Source organism: Lactobacillus sp. ESL0681, from assembly GCF_029392835.1.
Taxonomy (GTDB): Bacteria; Bacillota; Bacilli; order Lactobacillales; family Lactobacillaceae; genus Lactobacillus.
In genome coordinates, this window is the sequence record NZ_CP113943.1 from 1,119,077 (window position 1) to 1,139,079 (window position 20,003).

Sequence of the window (20,003 nt, forward strand, 5' to 3'; positions counted from 1 at the left end):
TTACCTACTTTTCTACATATGTAGCAGGGTCTACTGTAAGCAGCCGGCTCTTTTGGCCTACATAAATCAAATCAAGCTGATACATTGCTCGCGAAGCAATCGTATAAACCAGTTGTGTTTCATCAGCTTCATGATAACATTCATCAGAAGCATCCCACATCACAACCGCATCGAATTCCAAGCCCTTGGCTAAGTATGACGGCAAAACTAGTGTACCATCAACCAAACGTTGATTAGCTGTCGCGATTAAAGTTGCCTTACTTCCTGTCTGCTTTAATTGCTGGCTAACATACTTAGCACTAGCTAAATTCTTAGTAATAATAGCTGTTGTTAAGTTAGCTTCAGTATTATCCTTTAAAATTTGAACCAATGCAGCAATTGCCTCGTCGCTATTATCGCGTTTCCAGAGTGCTGGCTTGGGCCCTTGTCGATTAAACGATTCAATCTTTTCACCTTGACGCAACACTTGCTTAGTAAAATCAGTTAACTGCCTAGTTGACCGATACGACTTAGTTAATTGCACCACATCCGTTTTTTCTGGATCAAATAGACTACTAATCTGCTTCAAAAGGTCGCGGCTATCATCTTTAGTAAAAATTGCCTGGTTTAAGTCCCCTAACATCGTGAATTTTGCTCGTGGGAAGTTAAATTTAAGATAACTCAACTGAAACGGCGTATAATCCTGAATCTCATCAATAAAGGCATACCGCATTTCATAATTGACTTGCCGACCAGTTATCAAGTCATACAGATACAAATAAGCTGATACATCGTTCATGTGCAATTGGTGTTTTTTTAAACCCTGCTTAACCTGTGTAATATGCTCAGACCAGTCAGCCGCACTAATTTGCCATTTGGCTAAATCAATCATCTTGGGAACAGCTCGCAAAAAGCTCAAATATTGTGCCGGCATATTAAGATAACTATTATGCTGAATTTGTTGATAGACCTTATCAAGTTCTTTCATTACAATCTTACGACCTAGAAACTTCTCTTCTTTTTCTTCAGATTCAAATTCCTGATCAGGTTTATCATACAAAGCATTAAGTTGCTCTTTACTTAAACTCTGAATTGCATCACTAACCCACGGCTTTTTAGTTTCCGAATTAATCTTGCGATTAAGTGACTTGATCAATTCCTCGCGAGTTACATCAATTCGGTTAGTTAAATTATAGTTTTCATTGTACGAGTAATAGATCTCATTGATCTTTTCTTTAGTAAAATAAGGATGCTTAGTATCACGAAAATAGATATTCTTAAAAATCAATCCTCGCTTATTTAGATGCTTGGCGTAGTGCGTTAATAGCTTAAAGAATTGCGTCGAATCTTTAAAACGGCCAATTGCAGAACTGGCAGCTTGATCTTCAAACTGATCAAAGAGGTTTTCAACTTCCATCTTTGGTAAACGACGAGCAACAAACTGCCAATAGGTCATTTGTACCATATTTTGTTCGCCCATTTCTGGCAAAACATTTTTGATATAATCATTAAACAACTGATTCGGACTGAACATGATTACGTCACTACTGGTTAAATTACCACGATACCGATAAAGCAGATAAGCGATCCGTTGTAAAATAGCCGACGTTTTCCCAGATCCAGCAGCACCTTGCACAAATAACAAATCTGCACTAGTGTTTCTAATAATCTTATTCTGCTCTTGCTGAATCGTAGTTACGATTGACTTCATCTGCGTGCTTGACTTTTCACCCAAAACTTCTAAGAGCATCTGGTCACCAATTGATTCATTGGTATCAAACATGTTGACAATTTTACCATTTTCAATCATGAACTGGCGCTTCTTAGTCATATCAACAGTAACTTCGCCTTCAGGCGATTGATAAGAAACTTGACCAAGCTTACCGTCATAATAAATTGAAGAAATCGGTGCCCGCCAATCATAAATTAAAAAGTGATTGTCTGGATCGGCAAAAGACCCTAGACCAATATAAATCGTCTCAGGTTTTTCACTGCCTTCTTTAAAGTCAACTCGCGCAAAAAATGGCTTTTGCTCGAGGCGATTAACTGTACCTAATTGTTTAGCAGATTGCTGCCAAGCATTTTCCCGTTCATCTAGTAATTGCTGTTGTTGATGAATAGACAATGCCGTTTCCATCGAAGTCGAATAGCCATCGTAATCTAATTTAACATCGTCAAAAAAGTGTGAATTAAGATTCCTTGCCTCACCTTCAGCAGACTTAATTGCCGAAGTTAATTCTAACTTCTTTTGTTTAATCATCTTTAACAGATAGTCAAGATGTTGCTGCTCAAACTGTTTATCATCTGTCGCTTTTGTCATAAAGTCACCTATTTTCAAAACTTGCATTCCATTTTAACATGAATTTGCAGTTATATATAATATCTCGAGCTGATTTATAAAGTTTAATAATAATTCATGAAAAAGTTAATTTTTTCTTCTATAATAACAAGTGTTGGAGGATAACTAATCAATGAAAAAACCGCTAAAGTTTTGGCGTAAATTCATATATGCCATAATCGCTGCCTTAACCTTTACTAGTACCGCAACTGCTCTTGAGCCTGATAATTCACAGTCAAGTTTCCCAGATGAAATCGTTGCAGCCAAAAAAGCTAAGAAGTCTAAAAAGGTCAAGAAAAAAAGCAAAACCAAAACTACTAAAAATAAAAGTAAAAATTGTCACTGGAAAAAGCCAACTGCAACAGTTTATCTTGACCTAAATGATGACCCCGAATTAGTTGATGCTAGCAATGAGGCAATTAAAGCATGGAATGATACCAATGCTTTTACTTTTAAAAAGAGCAAGCAAAAAAAGTCTCAAATTACGATTGAACCAATGTTTGATTCTGAAACAGACGCGGCAGGACAAACCCAAGTTACCTATAATCCCAAAAATAAGCTCATTGCTAAAGCCAAAATTCAGTTAAATACTTTCTACCTGTATAATTTGATATACGGCTATACTCACCAAAGAATTGTCAACACAGTTGAACACGAGTTGGGCCACGCGATCGGGCTTGATCACAACCAAGGCAAATCTGTCATGTATCCATCAGGTTCGCTATATGATATTCAGCCAATTGATATCAAAAACGTTAACAAAATCTATCAGAAAAAATAATTGGAGCAAATCATGAAAAGAATCTATATCGTACGCCATGGACAAACTTATATTAATCGCTACAACAAAATGCAAGGTTGGTGCGATACTCCGTTAACCCAAAAAGGTATTACTGGCGCTGAGCAAGCTGGTGAAACACTACGGGATGTCCCTTTTGATATTGCTTTATCAAGTGATTTAAAACGGGCTAGTGACACTTGCGACATTATTATTGAACATAATCAAAATCATGATGAATTGCAGCATATAGCTAGTCCATATTTTCGTGAGCAATTTTATGGATACTTTGAAGGAATGGATAGTGACATGGCTTGGCAAATGATTGGTGGGCCTCATGGTTACCAGAATCATTATGACTTGTTAAAAAACGAATCAATCGACACTGCCAAAGATTGGCTTAAAGAAGCCGATCCGTTTCATGATGCCGAAAATGCTGCAGAATATTGGGCACGACTTGATAAGGGATTTAAATTAATTAGTGAGCTGGATGGTGCTGAAAATATTCTATTGGTAACTCATGGATTTACTATTCGTAGCATTGCAGCACGTTACAGTAATTTCGATATTAGTGTCAGCCCACGCAATGCCTCGATTACCATGATGACGATGACTAACCAAAAAATGGAAGTTACTTCTTACAATAAAATGGAACTATAACCATTAACATTTTATTTTTTATAGAGTACAATAAAATTAAAATAAAACAAAAAAGTCTATGGGGTGCCCGTTATACTGGCTGAGATGATACTCATAAACCTGATCTAGATAATACTAGCGCAAGGGATAGACTAACTTGAAAAGTCCTTTGCACAATCTGCGCAGAGGACTTTTTTATACTACCAAGGAGTAAACGATGACTAACCAAGGAAAACAAACTGAAAAATTAACAATCCTAGCAATTATGATTGCACTAGATGTAGCGTTGTCGCCACTTTTTCGAGTCGAAGGGATGGCTCCTATGTCAAGTGTCATCAACGTAATTGGCGCAACTATGTTAGGCCCAGTTTACGTCACCATTATGGCCACCATGTGTGGCATTATCCGCATGCTTATTTTGGGAATTCCACCGTTAGCTCTGACTGGAGCAATTTTTGGCGCACTCCTTGCTGGTATCTGCTATAAAATAACTGGCAAACTTTGGGCCGCCTGTCTAGGCGAAATCTTTGGTACTGGCATTATTGGTTCTTTACTATCTTTTCCAGTAATGGTTTGGTTCACGGGTAGTGCCAATAATCTGTACTGGTTCGTTTACACGCCTAGATTTATTGGTGCAGCCCTAATCGGTTCAACGGTTGCTGCCATCATCATGCTAAAGCTTGGTAAAATCAAGCAATTTCAAAAGGTACAAAAATTATTTTTTTAGATAAATAACCAAAAATAGCATTCCCGCTCAATCTTTCTTGATTTGCCAGGAATGCTATTTTTTACTACTTCTTTTTAATTAATCATCTTTTGAGTGTCTTTCACCAATTTGAAATTCTGCTTGATGTTCAAACATATACTCAACTGACATTGGTTCGTCTCCAGTCAATTTTTTAAAGTCATCTGTATAAGAACTCATTTTACCCATTCGCACAGCTTTAGAAAATGAAACCATTCCATCTGATGAAAACGGTGCTTCAGAATCTTTTTTAAATTTACCAGAAGTATTTCTTGGAACTCCCATTGCATCAAAAAGTTGATAATTTTCTTCATCAGTAATTTCTTGATACTTAATATTATTACCGGTGACTTTATTAGCAATCGCAACAAAATCACTGATAGTCATCAGATCCTTACCATTAATATTCAAAATTTTATGATGCAAATCGTCAGCTAATGTAGCATAAGCAACCGCTTTGGCACAATCTTTACGTGAAATATACGCCATCTTACCGTCACCTTGACTATTAGCTAAATCCTTACCTTGTTTTACGAAAGTAAAGTAATTAGTAACCATCGCTTCTGCATATTGCGAATTACGTAAGATAATATAGTCTAACCCACTCTTTTGAATATAGTCTTCAGTATAAGCATGATCAATCTTTTCAATACTTGGATTGGTTGGATCGCCAGCGTTAACTAATGAAGTATAAACAATCTTGGAAACACCAGCTTCTTTAGCAGCATCGATTACATTTTTGTGTGCCCGTTGTCTTTTTTCCCCTACAAAAGGCATCGAAATTAGTGCCAAGACATCTCCGCCAGCAAATTTTTCGGCTAAACCATCACTAGAATTAAAATCTGCTTGACGAGTTTCAATTCCTTGATCAGCAAAGTTTTGCAATACTTGTTCATTATAGCCACAAAAGATCAAGTTCTCTTTGTCACTAAGTTTCAATAAATTCTTAGCAGCTTGACCACCTAAATTACCATCAACACCTGTTAAAATTATTTTGTTCATGTTTTCCTCCTATTTAGCAATCGCTTACAGTTTATGTGATTTTAAGAGCAAAGTCTAATATGAATATTTAATACAGTAACACTTTTTCTTATGAAAGCTGTATTGTAAAGTTGCTAAGTAGCTTAACTATTACAAAAATACCAAGGTTAATTTTCAGACAAAAAAAGTAGTTAGAACTAACATAGTCGTCTAACTACTTTTTTAAATTATTCAATTATTTTATAAATCATTGGATAAGGTTTAGCTTCATCCGCAATCTCAATGCAGTCATAAAGCATTTCTTTAATGTCAGTAACATCTTCACGATTAGCATGAATAGTTAACAAGGATTCGCCGGCTTCAACGCGATCGCCGACTTTTTTATTAAGTTCAATACCGACACCATAGTCAAGTGCATCATCGGCCTTTTGACGACCACCACCAAGTTTCATGCTGGCAATTCCAACTTCATCAGCCGTTAATTGTGCTACATAACCACTAGTTTTAGCAGGTAGAGCAATTTGATATTTAGCATGTGGCATTACACTATAATCATCAATTACTGACCCATCTCCGCCTTGAGCAACTACCATGGCTTTAAAGCGATCTAGAGCCGAACCATCAGCAATTGTCTGTTCAAGCAACTTTCTTGCCTCATCAGTTGTCTTAGCTTTACCACCTAAAACAACCATATGACTACCAAGAGTTAAAACCAATTCGAGTAAGTCCTGCGGTCCATTACCTTTAAGAACGTCAAGTGTTTCTTCAATTTCTAAGGTATTGCCAACCTTGTTACCTAGTGGTTGGTTCATGTCAGAAATTAGTGCCATGCACTTCATACCGACACCCTTACCGATTTCTACCAATGCGTGCGCCAATTCCTCAGCCTCTGGCAAAGTCTTCATAAAGGCACCAGAACCAGTCTTAACGTCGATAACCAAAGCATCTGTTCCAGAGGCAATTTTCTTACTCATGATTGAGCTAGCAATCAAGGGAATTGAATCAACAGTGTCAGTTACATCCCGGAGCGCATAAATCTTTTTATCAGCGGGAGCAATATTCCCAGTTGCACCAATAATTGCCAACTTCTCTTGTTTAACTTGATCAATAAACGCTTGCTCACTAATTTCAACTTGATAACCCGGAATTGCTTCTAGCTTATCAAGCGTACCACCTGTATGGCCTAATCCGCGCCCAGAAATCATGGGTACAGGAATGCCCACGGCAGCTACCATAGCAGCTAACGGCAAGCTGACTTTATCACCAACGCCACCTGTTGAGTGCTTATCAACCTTAATTCCTGGAATTTCAGACAAATCCAAGTGATCTCCAGAATTCATCATATCTAGAGTCAAAGTTGCTCGTTCATGATCAGTCATATTATTAAAGTAAATGGTCATTAGCAACGCACTAGTCTGATAATCAGGGATTGTGCCATTAACAACACCATCTACAAAAAACTGAATTTCTTCATCTGTTAGTTCATGACCGTTTCTTTTTTTGTCAATTATGTCTACCATTCGCATAGTATTCACCTCATTATTGATAGGTGAGTAATTCCTGTGCAATTGCTTGATCCAAAATAAACTCGTTAGCATAGCCTGCTTTAATGACCGCATAGACTGTCGGTGCCTTTAAGATGCCGCTGGCAATCAAAACAGAATGGGCTTTAGTCTTAAGATCGGCTAACTCAATCCCAACTGTACGATCATTCAATTCACGACTAACAATCTCACCATTACTATCAATAAAGCGAGAAACAATGTCACCAACTGCATCTTGTTGCAGGGCCTGCTTTTGTGCATTGTTGAAATATCCCAGTTGAAAGAGCAACGCGTCTTTACGAACAGTTCCTACACTAAAAATAGCAATATTAGCCTTGCGACCAAGCTTCAAGGTATTCTCAATAAACCGGTCTTGCTCGACAATTTCCTTAGTTAACTTATTGTCAAAAAATGGCGGTAATGGTAAGAAATGAGCCGACGCATCTAGAGCATTAGCCAGCTCTGTCACACTCTCGTCAGCATAAGTTTCTTCATTATTGATATTTACTCCGCCCTTAAGCTGGACAACAGACACGTCAGGAACAGAATGCTTTTCTAGTTGCGAGGTAACCATATGAATCGTTTGCCCCCAGCCAAGACCGATAATATCGTGTGGCTTAACCAACTGAGTCAGATACTGTGCAGCATATGCACCAACACCTTTAATCGCAGTCAATTCACCATTAAAGTTATTAGGCACAACCAAAATCTTGCACTTAAACTTTTCAGATAATTGTTCGCTAAGATTAGCAGTATCGACTAAGGGATTACTAATTTCAATTTTGACCACACCAGCTTCACGTGCAAGTTTCAACAGCCGCGAAACCGTTGGTCTGGAAATACCCATATCACGAGCTATTTCCGTTTGTCCTAAGTTATCTTCATAATAAAGCCGTGCAACTGCTGCACTCTGGGTTAGTTTTCTCTTATCATATTTTTCAGGCATTGGCTATCTCCACCATAATTGACAAAATACATTCTTCAATGAACTATTCAGATTATTGAACTTAATCAAGTTTACCATAATCTAGTTGGGAATTAATCTCTGCCTTTTAATATACCACAGACGCTTATCTAGTAATGCCTACGTCATTTATAATTTCAGTTACCTAAGCCTTGGATCTTATTTGTAAAAGAATTACTCTAATTATTTTTTATTTTAAATCTGCCAAAAAGCTGGTACCAACACCATTACCTTCAACCCCAAAGTTATCCAGAACTGTTGCACCAAAGTCAGAAAAAGTATCTCTAATACCTAAACTATTTGGATTCTGCATACTTGGTGAATATGCTAGTAACGGTACATATTCTCTAGTATGATCGGTACCCTTATACGTCGGGTCGTTACCATGGTCAGCCGTAATTAGCAATAAGTCGTCATCATTTAGATTATTAATGACTTTGCCTAAACGTTCATCAAGTTCCATTAAGGCTTGACCATCTCCTACAGTATTGCGACGATGACCATACATTGCATCAAAATCAACCAAATTGATGAAACAAAAGCCAGTAAAGTCTTCTTGCATCACGTGATCGACATGATCCATGCCATCCATGTTACTTTCGTTATGAAAGTTTTCATCAATTCCGTGACCTGAGAAGATATCCATTGTCTTACCAACAGCGATTGTCTTATAACCCGCAGCTTGCAGATGATCTAACACCGTCTTACCGCTTGGTTCCAAAGTAAAATCATGCCGATTAGCAGTTCTAGTAAAGTGACCTTTACCACTACCGACGTAAGGCCGAGCAATGATTCGACCAACCATATATTCTGGTCCATTAACTAGACTTCTGGCATAACGCGAAATCCGATACAATTCTTCAACCGGAATTACATCTTCATGTGCAGCAATTTGTAAAACTGAATCACCTGAAGTATAGATGATTAAGTCACCAGTTTCCATTTGGTGTTCACCAAGCTCATCAATAATCTTAGTTCCAGATTCTGGACGATTACCGACAATTTTACGACCGGAAAACTTGGATATTTTATCTAGCAAATCGTCTGGAAAGCCATTAGGAAAGAAACTTAGCTCTTGCATTACAGGCATCTCCATCATTTCCCAGTGACCATCAAGACTGTCTTTACCAACTGAAACTTCTTTCATCTTACCGTAAGCACCGATTGGCCTAGCCTGCACAGGCACACCTGCAATAGGAGTATCACGTAAATTAGCTAAACCTAACTTAGCAAAATTAGGTAATTTTAGTTCACCTTTAAAATACTCACCGATATGACCTAAAGTGTCAGCACCAACATCATCAAAATCAGCAGCATCTGGTGCTTCTCCAGTACCAATTGAATCCATTACTAGACCAAAAATACGTTTATATTTCATTTGTTTAGCCTCTTTAAAAATTAAGCCAAAATGTCAACAGTTGCACTCACACCCAAACGACTAGCACCAGCTTCAATCATTGCCATCGCTTCATCATATGAGTGGATACCACCTGAAGCTTTAACGCCCAAGCGATCGCCAACAGTTTCCCGCATTAACTTAACATCTTCTACCTTAGCACCAGCAGAACTAAAACCAGTAGAAGTCTTAACAAAGTCTGCCCCGGCTTGTTCAGTTAACTTGCAGGCACGAACCTTTTGTTCATCATTCAAAAATGAAGTTTCAATAATCACTTTAAGAATCTTGCCTTGAGCATGAACTGCTTCAGTAACCGTCTTAATATCAGCTAACACTGCATCATCGTTACCAGCAATTAATTCACCAATATTGATTACCATATCAATTTCTTCGGCCCCATCGACAATTGCCTTAGTTGCTTCATCAGCCTTGGCCTCACTGCTCATAGCTCCTAGAGGAAAACCAACTACACAACAAGTATTAATGTCAGTACCCTTTAATTCTTCAGCCACTAAACTTGCCCAATAAGAATTAACGCAAACTGAAGCAGTATTGTATTCCTTAGCCTCAGCACAGGTCTTTAAGATATCCTCCTTAGTTGCATTGGGTTTCAAAAGTGTGTGATCTAAATATTTAGCTAATGTTGTTTTATCCATGTTCAACAACTCCTTTCACTTTAAAGTATAACTACTTTTTTACAAATGTAAATGTTTTAGTTGAACATTTGTAGCATTTTTGAAATTGAATTTTAGATCAAGCCTTTCGTAAAAGCTTATGAACATAATTTCACATAAACTGTTTACATATGTAAAGAATCGTGCTAATCTATGCAAGTCAAGTTAAAAGGCAATTGGTAGCGCAATCCTTTTAGTAATTAATTTAAAATCAACCTACTCCAGATTAATTATTAGCCTTGTTTAATTTGGACTGTATTATTTAGTAGAAAGGTTTATCTTCATGCAATTTTTATTCTTACTAACCGGAATGGCCCTAGTCTTCATTATCGGCTGGTTAGTCAGTAACGATCGTAAACATATTAAGTTTAAGAAAATCGGTATTATGTTTGCATTGCAACTGCTGATTTCATTTCTTTGTTTAAAAACTTCTGGCGGTGTCAGTGCAATGGGCGCAATTTCTAACTTTTTTGGTTGGTTAATGACCCAAGCTGCTGCCGGCGTTAATTTCGTATTTGGCGGGGTAGTAATCAAAAAGGGATCCTCAGTCTTTTTTCTAGACGTGCTAATGCCTATCGTATTCATTTCAGCCTTAGTAGGAATTCTCAATTATCTAAAGATCCTGCCTTTTATTATCAAATGGACCGGCTTTTTGCTTAATAAGTTGGCAGGAATGGGCGACCTTGAGAGTTACTTCGCTGTTTCGACTGCTATTTTAGGTCAGCCCGAAGTTTTCTTAACAGTTAAAGAGCAAATTCCTAAACTAGATGAAAAAAGGCTCTACACTATCTGTGCCTCTGCTATGAGTGCAGTATCAGCAGCTGTATTAGCGTCATATATGCAACTAGTACCTGGCAAGTTCGTAGTAACTGCTGTCTTTTTAAATATCTTATCTGCACTAATTGTTACCTGCATCGTCAATCCATACGATGTAACAGCAGATAACGAACTACATGTTGAAGCAGAAAATACGACTGAAAAGGAGCCCTTTTTCCAAGTCGTGGGCAACTATATTCAAGATGGTTTTAATATGGCAATCACCGTTGCCGCAATGTTAATCGGCTTTGTTGCCTTAATTTCATTTTTGAACAGCGCCTTTACTAATATCTTCCATATTAGCTTCACTAGCATTCTTGGTTATATTTTCTCACCGATTGCCTTTATTATGGGTGTACCTGTGCAAGATGTTACCAAGGTAGGTAGCTTGATGGCCACCAAGATTTTAACTAACGAGTTTGTTGCTTTAGGTGATCTAACTAAAATTGCTGCAACTTTGACGCCTAAGGCTAACGCGATTATTTCATCTTATTTAATCTCCTTTGCCAACTTCGGCGTGATCGGTATTATTACTGGCTCAATTAGATCGATTAGCAAAAAGGCCGGTACGATCGTTTCTAAGTTTTCAATGAAATTACTGCTTGGTGCAACTTTGGCCTCAATTTTGACTGGTACGATTGTTGGAATATACTTCTAATTCAGTTATTTACAAAAATTATAACGAGCGTTTTTTACAAGCGCTCGTTTTTAATTAGCAGAAAACCTACTTAAACCTTAAAGATTTTTATTAAAAAACATCTGCAGTAGTCAAATATCACTAAAGCAATTATAATTAAGATAAGGTTTAATAAGGAGGAGAATTTCCTATTATGAAGAAAACTACAATTTGGGCAATTGTTGCAGCAGCAGTAATTGCCATTGGCGGGGGTGTCATTTATGGCACAGAAAAAGCCAGCAGCAACAAAGTAGATGCTGCTTATGAAAAGGCGATGAACAGTGGCAAGGAAGCTGTTAAAGATCAAGATTATGTTGCAGCTCGCAGTGATTTTGCAAAAGCCAATGAAGTCAAACAAACCAAAACCGCACAAATTTATGAAAAGCAAGCTAATAATATGCAAGCAGCCGTTAATGCTACTAAAGATGGCAAATATAGTACTGCTTTACAAAAAGTAGCTGCGGTCACTAATGAAGATAATGGCTATTCTGTTTTAAATAAGCAAGGACAAAAGTTAAAAACAACCGTTAACGAAGTACAAGACAATTACCAACACGAAATCAAACCATTGCTGGCTGATGCTAAAAAAGCCGAAACTGATAGCAAATACAGTGAAGCAATTAAGCAGTATCAAAGTATCTTAGACTTGCCTTACATTAATGGCAAATACTATGCTACTTATAAACAAGAAGCTGAGGACGGCATTAAGGCTGCTCAAAAAGCTAGCCAAGTTAATAATGATTCGACTACCAACAAGCAATCCACTCAAGCAAATACCAATAGTTCTTCTACAAACAAGGCCAATGAAGATACTGGTAATGCTGGTAAGACTGGTGAAGGCTCTATGGGCGATCACAAGGTGCATGGCAAGACCGTAACAGACGATCAAATTACCCAATTGCGTAAACAAGTTGGTAGCCTAGGCTTTGATGCAATGTCTTGGAGTCCGCAAGACTTAATTGATATGTACCGCAAGAGTGGTCGCAGTAATATTAACCAAATAACCAAAAAAGATATTCAAACTTATCTAAAACCCTAACTAATATCCTCGTTTTAAGGATAAATTACCGCAAAAGTTGCTTTTAGTGTGTAAACTCGGTAGAATGACTATTGACTTTCACGTTTCCTATTTTTATTAAAGGAGTGTCTGCTTTGACTGAAAAAGAAAAAAATACCAAAGATAATGAAGAAACAATTGATCTTGAAGTAGTAGTGCCACAAGCTAACTGGAAAACTATGCCGCAAGAAGAATTTACTAGCCAACCTGATTATTTACAAATTTTTGCCGATTTCTATATTGCTCAATTCAACGAGCGTGATTTAGAAATTATGGATGCTTATGACACTGACGCCAATATGGTTGATATTAACCATTACATTATTGATAATATTAACTTTTCACGGCGCGAATTAGTTAAGCATGTTTTGCAATATCACGGACAAAATTTCCAAAATCTAGTTGATGAAATTGTCAAACAAGATAACATTGCACCAACGGAAATGACTACTTATCAAGATTGGGAAAATTGGTATGAGGACAGACGTTCCCACATTACTAATTCTTTGTCATAATTACTTGTAATATAGTTAAAAAAAGAACAAAATAGATGCTTAGAAGAGAATGTCATTATGACGTTCTTTTTTACTTAAAAATAAATATATTATTGTTATCTACAGGGAGTATGCAATAACTATGAAGCAGAATAAGAAACGAATCTCAGCTGCTGGACTTTTGATTACTATTGGGATTGTTTATGGAGATATTGGTACCAGTCCGCTTTACGTAATGAAGTCAATTTTAGCTGGTAATGGCGGCATTGCTTCCGTTAATCGTGAACTAATTTTAGGTTCAATTTCATTAATTTTTTGGACTGTCACTTTGTTAACCACAGTGAAATACGTGTTAGTTGCATTAAATGCCACTAACCGTGGTGAAGGCGGGATTTTTGCTCTTTATGCTTTAGTTCGCAAACGTGCCAAATGGCTGGTAATTCCTGCCTTATTGGGCGGTGCCGCATTGCTGGCTGATGGAACGCTAACTCCCGCAGTAACCGTTACGACTTCGATTGAAGGCTTAAAGAACATGCATTTCGGTGCTAATGTTCCTGTGCCTAACCAAGGAGTAGTAATTATGATTACCATCATTATCTTATTACTGCTCTTTTCAATCCAAATGCTAGGTACTAGTAGTATTGGTAAAGCCTTTGGTCCCGTTATGTTTATTTGGTTTACTTTCTTAGGGATTATTGGACTAATTAATCTGCGACAAGATTGGTCAATTTTGGCCGCGCTTAATCCAATTTGGGCAATTAAGATTTTGTTTAGTCCAGCTAACAAAGTTGGAATTTTCATTCTTGGATCAATTTTCTTAGCTACAACCGGTGCCGAAGCTCTTTATTCAGACGTTGGTCATGTTGGTAAGGCCAATATTCGTGGTTCTTGGCCATACGTATTCATTTGTTTAGCACTAAATTATTTAGGACAAGGTGTCTGGATCTTGCAAAATCCACACTATCAAGCTAATGGAACTGAACTTAACCCTTTCTTTGAAGCTGTGCCAAGCAGTTGGCGGTTATTCGCCATTATTTTGGCAACATTAGCTGCAATTATTGCTTCACAAGCTCTAATTACTGGTTCATTCACTTTAGTTTCTGAAGCTATTGGGTTAAAGTTCTTGCCTAGGATGAATATTAACTACCCTACTACTGAACATGGCCAGATTTATATTCCTGCGATTAACAAAATGATTTGTGCCGGAACCATCGCAGTAGTAATTTTCTTCCAAACATCGCAACACATGGAAGCCGCCTATGGCCTGGCAATTACCGTGACTATGCTAATGACAACATTATTACTATTCGAATACCTAGGTAGCAAACAGCAACCGCTAGTTTTACGATTAGGCTTCTTGTTAATTTTTGGCTTTATTGAAAGCATGTTTTTAATTTCTAGTTTAACTAAATTCATGCGTGGTGGTTACGTAACTGTCTTAATCGCTGGTCTAATCGGCATAGTCATGTTCATCTGGTACTTTGGTAATCAAGTACGGGATAAACATGAAGGTGCTCATACTTACGTTCGCTTAGACGAATGTACTGATATGTTAACTGATCTTAGTCACGATGAAGACTATCCAATTTATGCTACTAATTTAGTCTATATGGCTAAAGTTAAATATAATAAGTTCATTAAGCGTGAAGTGATGTACTCAATTTTGGATAAGCGACCTAAACGTGCTAAAGCGTATTGGTTTGTTTCCGTGAATATTACTAACGAACCTTTTACCGCAAAATACGCGGTTAACACCTATGACACCAAGAATGTAATTAACGTTCAGCTCTTCTTAGGTTTTAAAAAGCAAACTAGTGTCAACATTTATCTGCGGCAAATTGTTCATGATCTTATTAAGGATGGGACAATTGAAGCTCAGCCCCAAGAATATACTACTACGCCTGGACGAGACGTTGGCGACTTTTCCTTTGTAATTATTAATGACATGGTCAGCCCTTTAACTAAGCTAAGGGGCTATGAAAAGTGGATTGTTCAAGCTCGTGTCTGGCTCCAGAATCTCTCATCTAATCCAGCCACTTGGTTTGGTTTAGAATATACTGATACAGTAATCGAAAAGGTGCCACTAATTTTAGGTAAACCAGAAGGCAACCTGCATATTAAACGAGTTGCTCCCAAAGACTATTCCAATTTAAAAAATGCAGACAACAACTAAATAATACAACATAAAAAAGACCCTACTCCAAATGGAGTAGGGTCTTTTCGTGTAATTCATCTAGCTAAAATAGCTAAAAAACCTAATAAATTTTACCAGATGTGCACGCGCTCAGCTGGATCGAGCCACATACCATCAGTGGGTTTTACACCAAAGACTTCATAAAAGTCATCTTGACACTGAATCTGTACGTTAGCTCGATCTGGACCGGGCGCATGCACATCAACCGCTGTTTGCGATTTAATGGATTCAACTAATTGCTTATTAGCCCAAATCCGTGCAAAGTTTTCAAATAATTTCTTTAAATCATCATTTTCATTCTTTGCGGCTTCAACGGCAGCGGTAAGACCACCTTGATCAGCAATATTCTCTGATACAATTTGCTTACCATTTAATTTAACTGGACCATATTCAAGACCGTCAAATAAGTCAATTTCTGCTTGAGTTCTCTTTTTAAACTCGGCATAATCTTCGTCAGTCCACCAATTAGTCATATTCCCAAATTTATCGAATTGAGCACCATTATTATCAAATGCATGCGAAACTTCATGGGCAATCACAGAACCAATTCCACCAAAATTAGTTGCTCTGTCTTGCTTCAAATCGTAAAACGGCGCTTGTAAAATCGCTGCTGGGAACGTTAGATCATTTCTTTGAGGATCATAACATGCATTAACCAAGTTGGCTGGCATTGCCCAAACAGTCCGATCAACTTCTTTATGCAATTGTTCCATATTATATTTTTGTTCAGCAATTGCAAATGCACGATCATTCGAATACAAGCTTCCGCCTTGACTAGCGGGAGTTACTTCCAAACGATTATAGATGTCTTCAATTTTTTCTGGGTAGCCAATCTTCAGTTCTAAAGCTGTTAATTTACCAACTGCTTTTTGCTTAGTTGCTTCTGACAACCAATCATTAGCTAGCAAGCGTTCCTCATATACATCAAGCATTCGGTGAATCATATCTTCAACATCTTTTTTGGCTTCAGCACCAAAATAAGTTTGCCCATAATATACACCAACAACTTCGCTAAAAGCTCCATTGGCAATATGATAAGCCTGTTTTTCACCACTAGACAGTTCAGGTTGTCCGGACAATGCTTGACTGAATGGAAAAGCTGCTTCACGAAAATCTTGTGATAAATCAGACGCTGCACCATTAATAAAGTTAACAATCATCCAACTCTTGATTTCAGCAAAATTAGCTTCATTAATGATCTCATTGATATGATCAAGATAACGTGGTTCTTCCACATTAATTCGATCAGGCTCTTCACCAACAACTGCTACCAGGTATTGCTTAATCTTGAAGTCTTTGAACTTAGCTTCAAAGTCAGCAATCTTCATCGGATTATAACAAGCTGGATAATCAGCCCACTCTTCAGCCGACTTAACCACCTTAGCAAGTCTTGCATCAAACTTAATTGCATCTGCTGCATATTGTTCTGCTTGCTCAGTCTCAATTCCTGCCATTTCCAACAGCTTAACAGACTGCTTTTGCAAAATAGCTAACAACTTAGGAGCATCTTCAGTCTCATAAGTAGTAGTGTCTGGTAAATAGGTTCCTGGACCTGAAAATCCCAACAAATTAACCTTAGTATTCTTCATATCAGGATCAACACTAAGTCCAAATGGAATTGAAGCAAAACTAGCTAAATCAGCTGCGTTCAAATTATAATCAGAAAAGTCTTTAAGTTCTGTCAACCTTGTCAAGTCAGCTTTGATTGGCTGTGCTCCATCAGCATTACGCTTATCAAAGTCCTTAGCTAATTTATACAAATTCACTGCTTTGTCGAGATTAGCAATAGCGGGGACAGCCTTTTTGCCAGCTGCAAAGTCCGCAAAGTCTTGCATTAAGTGCTTTTCAACATTGACATCAATCATGTCAAACGCTGCCATTCGTGAACGATCGGCAGGAATGTCAGTCTTTTCTAACCATTCAGAATTTACGGCTAAGTAAATATTATCTTGTGGTCTAGTACCTACTTTAGGTTCAATCACACCACCACTGCCACCGCGGACAGCACTAATATTTTTCATTCAGTAATTCCCCCTCTTCATCTAAAATTTACATAGTTTAATATTATCATTTTATTGAATCATTAAACATTAAAAACTCTTTACAAAATCATTTATACAAAGTAATATCTTTGCGCAATTTGGCATGAAGCGGCACTAATAAAATAATCATCAGTAAAATACCAATCGCTGCCACCATAAAAAACGGTAAATAACCGGCATGGTCAATAATCATCCCGCCAAATAACGGACCAAAGGCTTGTCCGGTACCACGAGCCACATTAATTTCACCTTGATACTTACCTTTACTACTCATTGGCGACAAATCATTGATATAGGCAGGGACAGCCGGAAAGGCGGTTGATTCACCTAACGTTAAAATGAACATCGATAAAGCAAAATGACCAAAATCACGCGCAAAAATCAATGTAACAAAGGAAATAGCGAACATAAATGTACCAAAAATGATTTGCTGGAATAGGTTTTTAAATAATCGCGGAAAACGAGCCAGAATCATTTGCATAATCACAATTACTGCGCCATTCAACGTCCATAATAAACTATACATATGGAATGGTATCCCAAGTGAAACCATGTAAACGGAAAGATTAGACTCCCAATTCATATACATTAACCAGGTTACTGCTAATGAAACCAAAAATCCCATCATTAACATAAAATTAGGTTTAGGCATCGGTTCAGCTTTGGGAATATTGCCACCAGTCTTTTTTTGACTTTGCCGCTTTTGATGAAAGCTAATAATTGGCCGATAATTAATCGCCGCATTAATACAAGCAATTACAAATAAAGATGCAGCCAAGATAAATAAGAATTCAATCGAAAAATCATACAAATAACCAACAATTAGGGTCCCAGTCACTGTCCCTAAATTTTGAGCAAAATAGATTAAATTAAAAACATACCGCCCTGGATATTTCTTTAAACTAGTTGCTATCGAATTAATTAATGTAGCATTCCAACCACTAATAAAGCCAGTAATCGTGAGCCAAACCCAATATTCTGGCCAACCATGAAAAAAGGCCATTAAAAATAAAACTACTGCATCTAAACCTAGACCAGCAACTATTAACGGATATGGATCGCAGCGATCATATAATCGTCCTGCAACCAGCGACCCCAAAACATTGCTAGCACAATTACAAAATAGTACTATTCCAATAACTGACAAGCTAATGTGGAGCTGCTTATTCAGATAAACTGATGTTAACGGCCAAACAAAGCTTTCACCAATCCACGTGGCTAACTCACCTAGAAGTAACCAACGTAATTTGATTTCTGTTTCATTATTTGATCCATGTGTAAGTTTCATTTTTTCAGTCCTTTCTATCATTAAAGTCCATCTAATAGTTTAGCAATAACCCATAAAAAAGAACACCCTCAAGCAAAGAAAAAAGACAACTTCAGCTTGATCCTGAAATTATCCTTTATCATAGTTAGTTTTTCTTACCAAAGAATTGTCCTTTATTAACTTGGTAATATTCCTTATATCGTGCGTAATAATTATGGAACATATACCTCATTAATAGCCAACGCTTAAAGCCATGATCCTTATCATAAAAAACCGTCGTACCATAGCGACCTTCATGGATTAGTTCCTCAGCAATTTGCTTGGCTTTGTTATCATAAGCATATTGCTTAAAGATTTTTACTGGAACACCTAGCCATAAAACTTGCTTAGACTTAAGTTTATTCCCGTAAACAGTTGGCTTATCCTTCAAAGTATCGTAGACATAATCATCAATATACCATTTAGCTAGATTATAGCCATTTAACGTGACGTAAAAGCTCGAACGACCTTGACGCAGGTTAATTTCGAAGAATTTAAACTCACCATCACGCTCATCGTATTTCAAATCGAAGTTGGCCATTCCAGTATAATTCAGGTCTTCCAAAAAAGCCTCAACTTGTTCATACAACTTTTCATTAAACTCTGGCAAAATCGCCATATAATTGCCAATTGCCTGTGGTGTTGGATCTTCTAACAATGGATGTCCTAGACACAACATTTTGAGACGGTGATCTTTACCAACATAAGCATTCAATACACGCATGTTAGAATCATCACCTGGAATAAAGTCTTGCAAGATTAAATCAGCCTGATAACCATTATTATAGATTTTGCCTACAATATCTTGGAGTTCTTCTTCATCATGAATCGTAAAGGCCTTTTTACGCCCTTCAAACTGGACATCAAGCCAAGAAACTGGATCTTCCGGCTTAAGTTCTACTGGATAATCAAACGGAAAGTCCAAATAGTCTGCATTCTTAAAGTCAGCCTTAGTAATAATTTTAGTCTTTGGATATGGCAAGCCATGCTCCTCAGCTATCTGATAGAAGCCTTCTTTAGAGATCAGTTTTTCCAGTAAATCATAGTCGATATATGGCACAACAAAGGTCTGTTGTAACTCTTCTTTATGCTTAGAAAGCAGCTCGGCATACCCGTCACCACAAGCAATCAAAATAACTGGTTCTTGGTGGTCTTGATAAAGTTGCATCTGCTCACGCATGACTTCGATAAAAGTTGGATCCTCACTAAAGCCATGGTGCAATTCAACATCAACAATCTTCGAATAACGTGTTGGCGCTAATTGTGTATCAGCCAATGCCTTGACACTAGTTCCATAAGCCTCATTGAATGAACGAGCCATTCCATATACGTTAATATCACTACCAAGAATGATTGGTGTAAAATCTTGCTTCATTTTTA

At 37.4% G+C, this 20,003-nt stretch carries 16 protein-coding genes and 1 riboswitch; of the genes, 7 read left to right on the plus strand and 9 right to left on the minus strand.

The features are described 5' to 3' along the window. Window positions 1-4 precede the first annotated feature (4 nt). Window positions 5-2,299, minus strand: coding sequence for an RNA polymerase recycling motor HelD (gene helD, locus OZX59_RS05375; RefSeq protein ID WP_277125003.1), 2,295 nt, complete (start codon window positions 2,297-2,299; stop codon window positions 5-7). Between the two features lie 151 nt (window positions 2,300-2,450). On the opposite strand from helD, the gene OZX59_RS05380 reads away from it, so the two are divergent. The 3 genes from OZX59_RS05380 (at window position 2,451) to thiW (ending at window position 4,461) form a co-directional block, all read left to right on the plus strand. Beyond that, complete coding sequence (locus tag OZX59_RS05380; RefSeq protein WP_277125005.1) at window positions 2,451-3,098, plus strand: matrixin family metalloprotease; 648 nt, start codon at window positions 2,451-2,453, stop codon at window positions 3,096-3,098. 12 nt (window positions 3,099-3,110) lie between these two features. Beyond that, the gene (locus OZX59_RS05385; RefSeq protein ID WP_277125007.1) at window positions 3,111-3,755 is read left to right on the plus strand and encodes a histidine phosphatase family protein; all 645 of its coding nucleotides are present in this window, start codon (window positions 3,111-3,113) and stop codon (window positions 3,753-3,755) included. Window positions 3,756-3,804: 49 nt separating this feature from the next. Continuing rightward, window positions 3,805-3,899, plus strand: a riboswitch (TPP riboswitch). Window positions 3,900-3,951: 52 nt separating this feature from the next. Next, complete coding sequence (gene thiW, locus OZX59_RS05390) at window positions 3,952-4,461, plus strand: energy coupling factor transporter S component ThiW (protein WP_277125009.1); 510 nt, start codon at window positions 3,952-3,954, stop codon at window positions 4,459-4,461. A 78-nt stretch (window positions 4,462-4,539) separates the two neighbouring features. Here thiW and OZX59_RS05395 read toward each other — a convergent pair whose 3' ends face one another. The 5 genes from OZX59_RS05395 to deoC all read right to left on the minus strand — a co-directional run bounded on the left by OZX59_RS05395 (window position 4,540) and on the right by deoC (window position 10,020). Next, on the minus strand, window positions 4,540-5,481 hold the full coding sequence (locus tag OZX59_RS05395) for an NAD(P)H-binding protein (RefSeq protein WP_277125012.1): 942 nt from the start codon (window positions 5,479-5,481) through the stop codon (window positions 4,540-4,542). Window positions 5,482-5,687: 206 nt separating this feature from the next. Then, a complete protein-coding gene (locus OZX59_RS05400) occupies window positions 5,688-6,986 on the minus strand; it encodes a pyrimidine-nucleoside phosphorylase (protein WP_277125013.1) in 1,299 nt (432 codons plus the stop codon). Between the two features lie 13 nt (window positions 6,987-6,999). Further along, entirely contained in the window at window positions 7,000-7,950 is a 951-nt protein-coding gene (locus OZX59_RS05405; RefSeq protein ID WP_277125015.1) for a sugar-binding transcriptional regulator, read from the minus strand. A gap of 208 nt (window positions 7,951-8,158) precedes the next feature. Continuing rightward, the gene (locus OZX59_RS05410) at window positions 8,159-9,346 is read right to left on the minus strand and encodes a phosphopentomutase (protein WP_277125017.1); all 1,188 of its coding nucleotides are present in this window, start codon (window positions 9,344-9,346) and stop codon (window positions 8,159-8,161) included. A gap of 20 nt (window positions 9,347-9,366) precedes the next feature. Continuing rightward, complete coding sequence (deoC, locus tag OZX59_RS05415) at window positions 9,367-10,020, minus strand: deoxyribose-phosphate aldolase (RefSeq protein WP_277125019.1); 654 nt, start codon at window positions 10,018-10,020, stop codon at window positions 9,367-9,369. A 301-nt stretch (window positions 10,021-10,321) separates the two neighbouring features. On the opposite strand from deoC, the gene OZX59_RS05420 reads away from it, so the two are divergent. The 4 genes from OZX59_RS05420 to OZX59_RS05435 all read left to right on the plus strand — a co-directional run bounded on the left by OZX59_RS05420 (window position 10,322) and on the right by OZX59_RS05435 (window position 15,254). Then, window positions 10,322-11,512, plus strand: a complete 1,191-nt coding sequence (locus tag OZX59_RS05420; protein ID WP_277125021.1) for a nucleoside transporter C-terminal domain-containing protein — start codon at window positions 10,322-10,324, stop codon at window positions 11,510-11,512. A gap of 172 nt (window positions 11,513-11,684) precedes the next feature. Further along, window positions 11,685-12,569 (plus strand): hypothetical protein, encoded by an 885-nt coding sequence (locus tag OZX59_RS05425; RefSeq protein ID WP_277125023.1) that lies wholly within the window; start codon window positions 11,685-11,687, stop codon window positions 12,567-12,569. A gap of 113 nt (window positions 12,570-12,682) precedes the next feature. After that, window positions 12,683-13,102, plus strand: coding sequence for a hypothetical protein (locus OZX59_RS05430; RefSeq protein ID WP_277125025.1), 420 nt, complete (start codon window positions 12,683-12,685; stop codon window positions 13,100-13,102). 121 nt (window positions 13,103-13,223) lie between these two features. Beyond that, a complete protein-coding gene (locus OZX59_RS05435) occupies window positions 13,224-15,254 on the plus strand; it encodes a KUP/HAK/KT family potassium transporter (RefSeq protein WP_277125027.1) in 2,031 nt (676 codons plus the stop codon). A gap of 92 nt (window positions 15,255-15,346) precedes the next feature. Here OZX59_RS05435 and OZX59_RS05440 read toward each other — a convergent pair whose 3' ends face one another. The 3 genes from OZX59_RS05440 to OZX59_RS05450 form a co-directional block, all read right to left on the minus strand. Then, complete coding sequence (locus OZX59_RS05440) at window positions 15,347-17,296, minus strand: M13-type metalloendopeptidase (protein ID WP_277125029.1); 1,950 nt, start codon at window positions 17,294-17,296, stop codon at window positions 15,347-15,349. 88 nt (window positions 17,297-17,384) lie between these two features. Then, window positions 17,385-18,605 (minus strand): MFS transporter, encoded by a 1,221-nt coding sequence (locus OZX59_RS05445; RefSeq protein WP_277125030.1) that lies wholly within the window; start codon window positions 18,603-18,605, stop codon window positions 17,385-17,387. A 124-nt stretch (window positions 18,606-18,729) separates the two neighbouring features. Continuing rightward, window positions 18,730-19,998, minus strand: coding sequence for a carboxylate--amine ligase (locus OZX59_RS05450; protein ID WP_277125032.1), 1,269 nt, complete (start codon window positions 19,996-19,998; stop codon window positions 18,730-18,732). Between the last annotated feature and the right edge of the window lie 5 nt (window positions 19,999-20,003).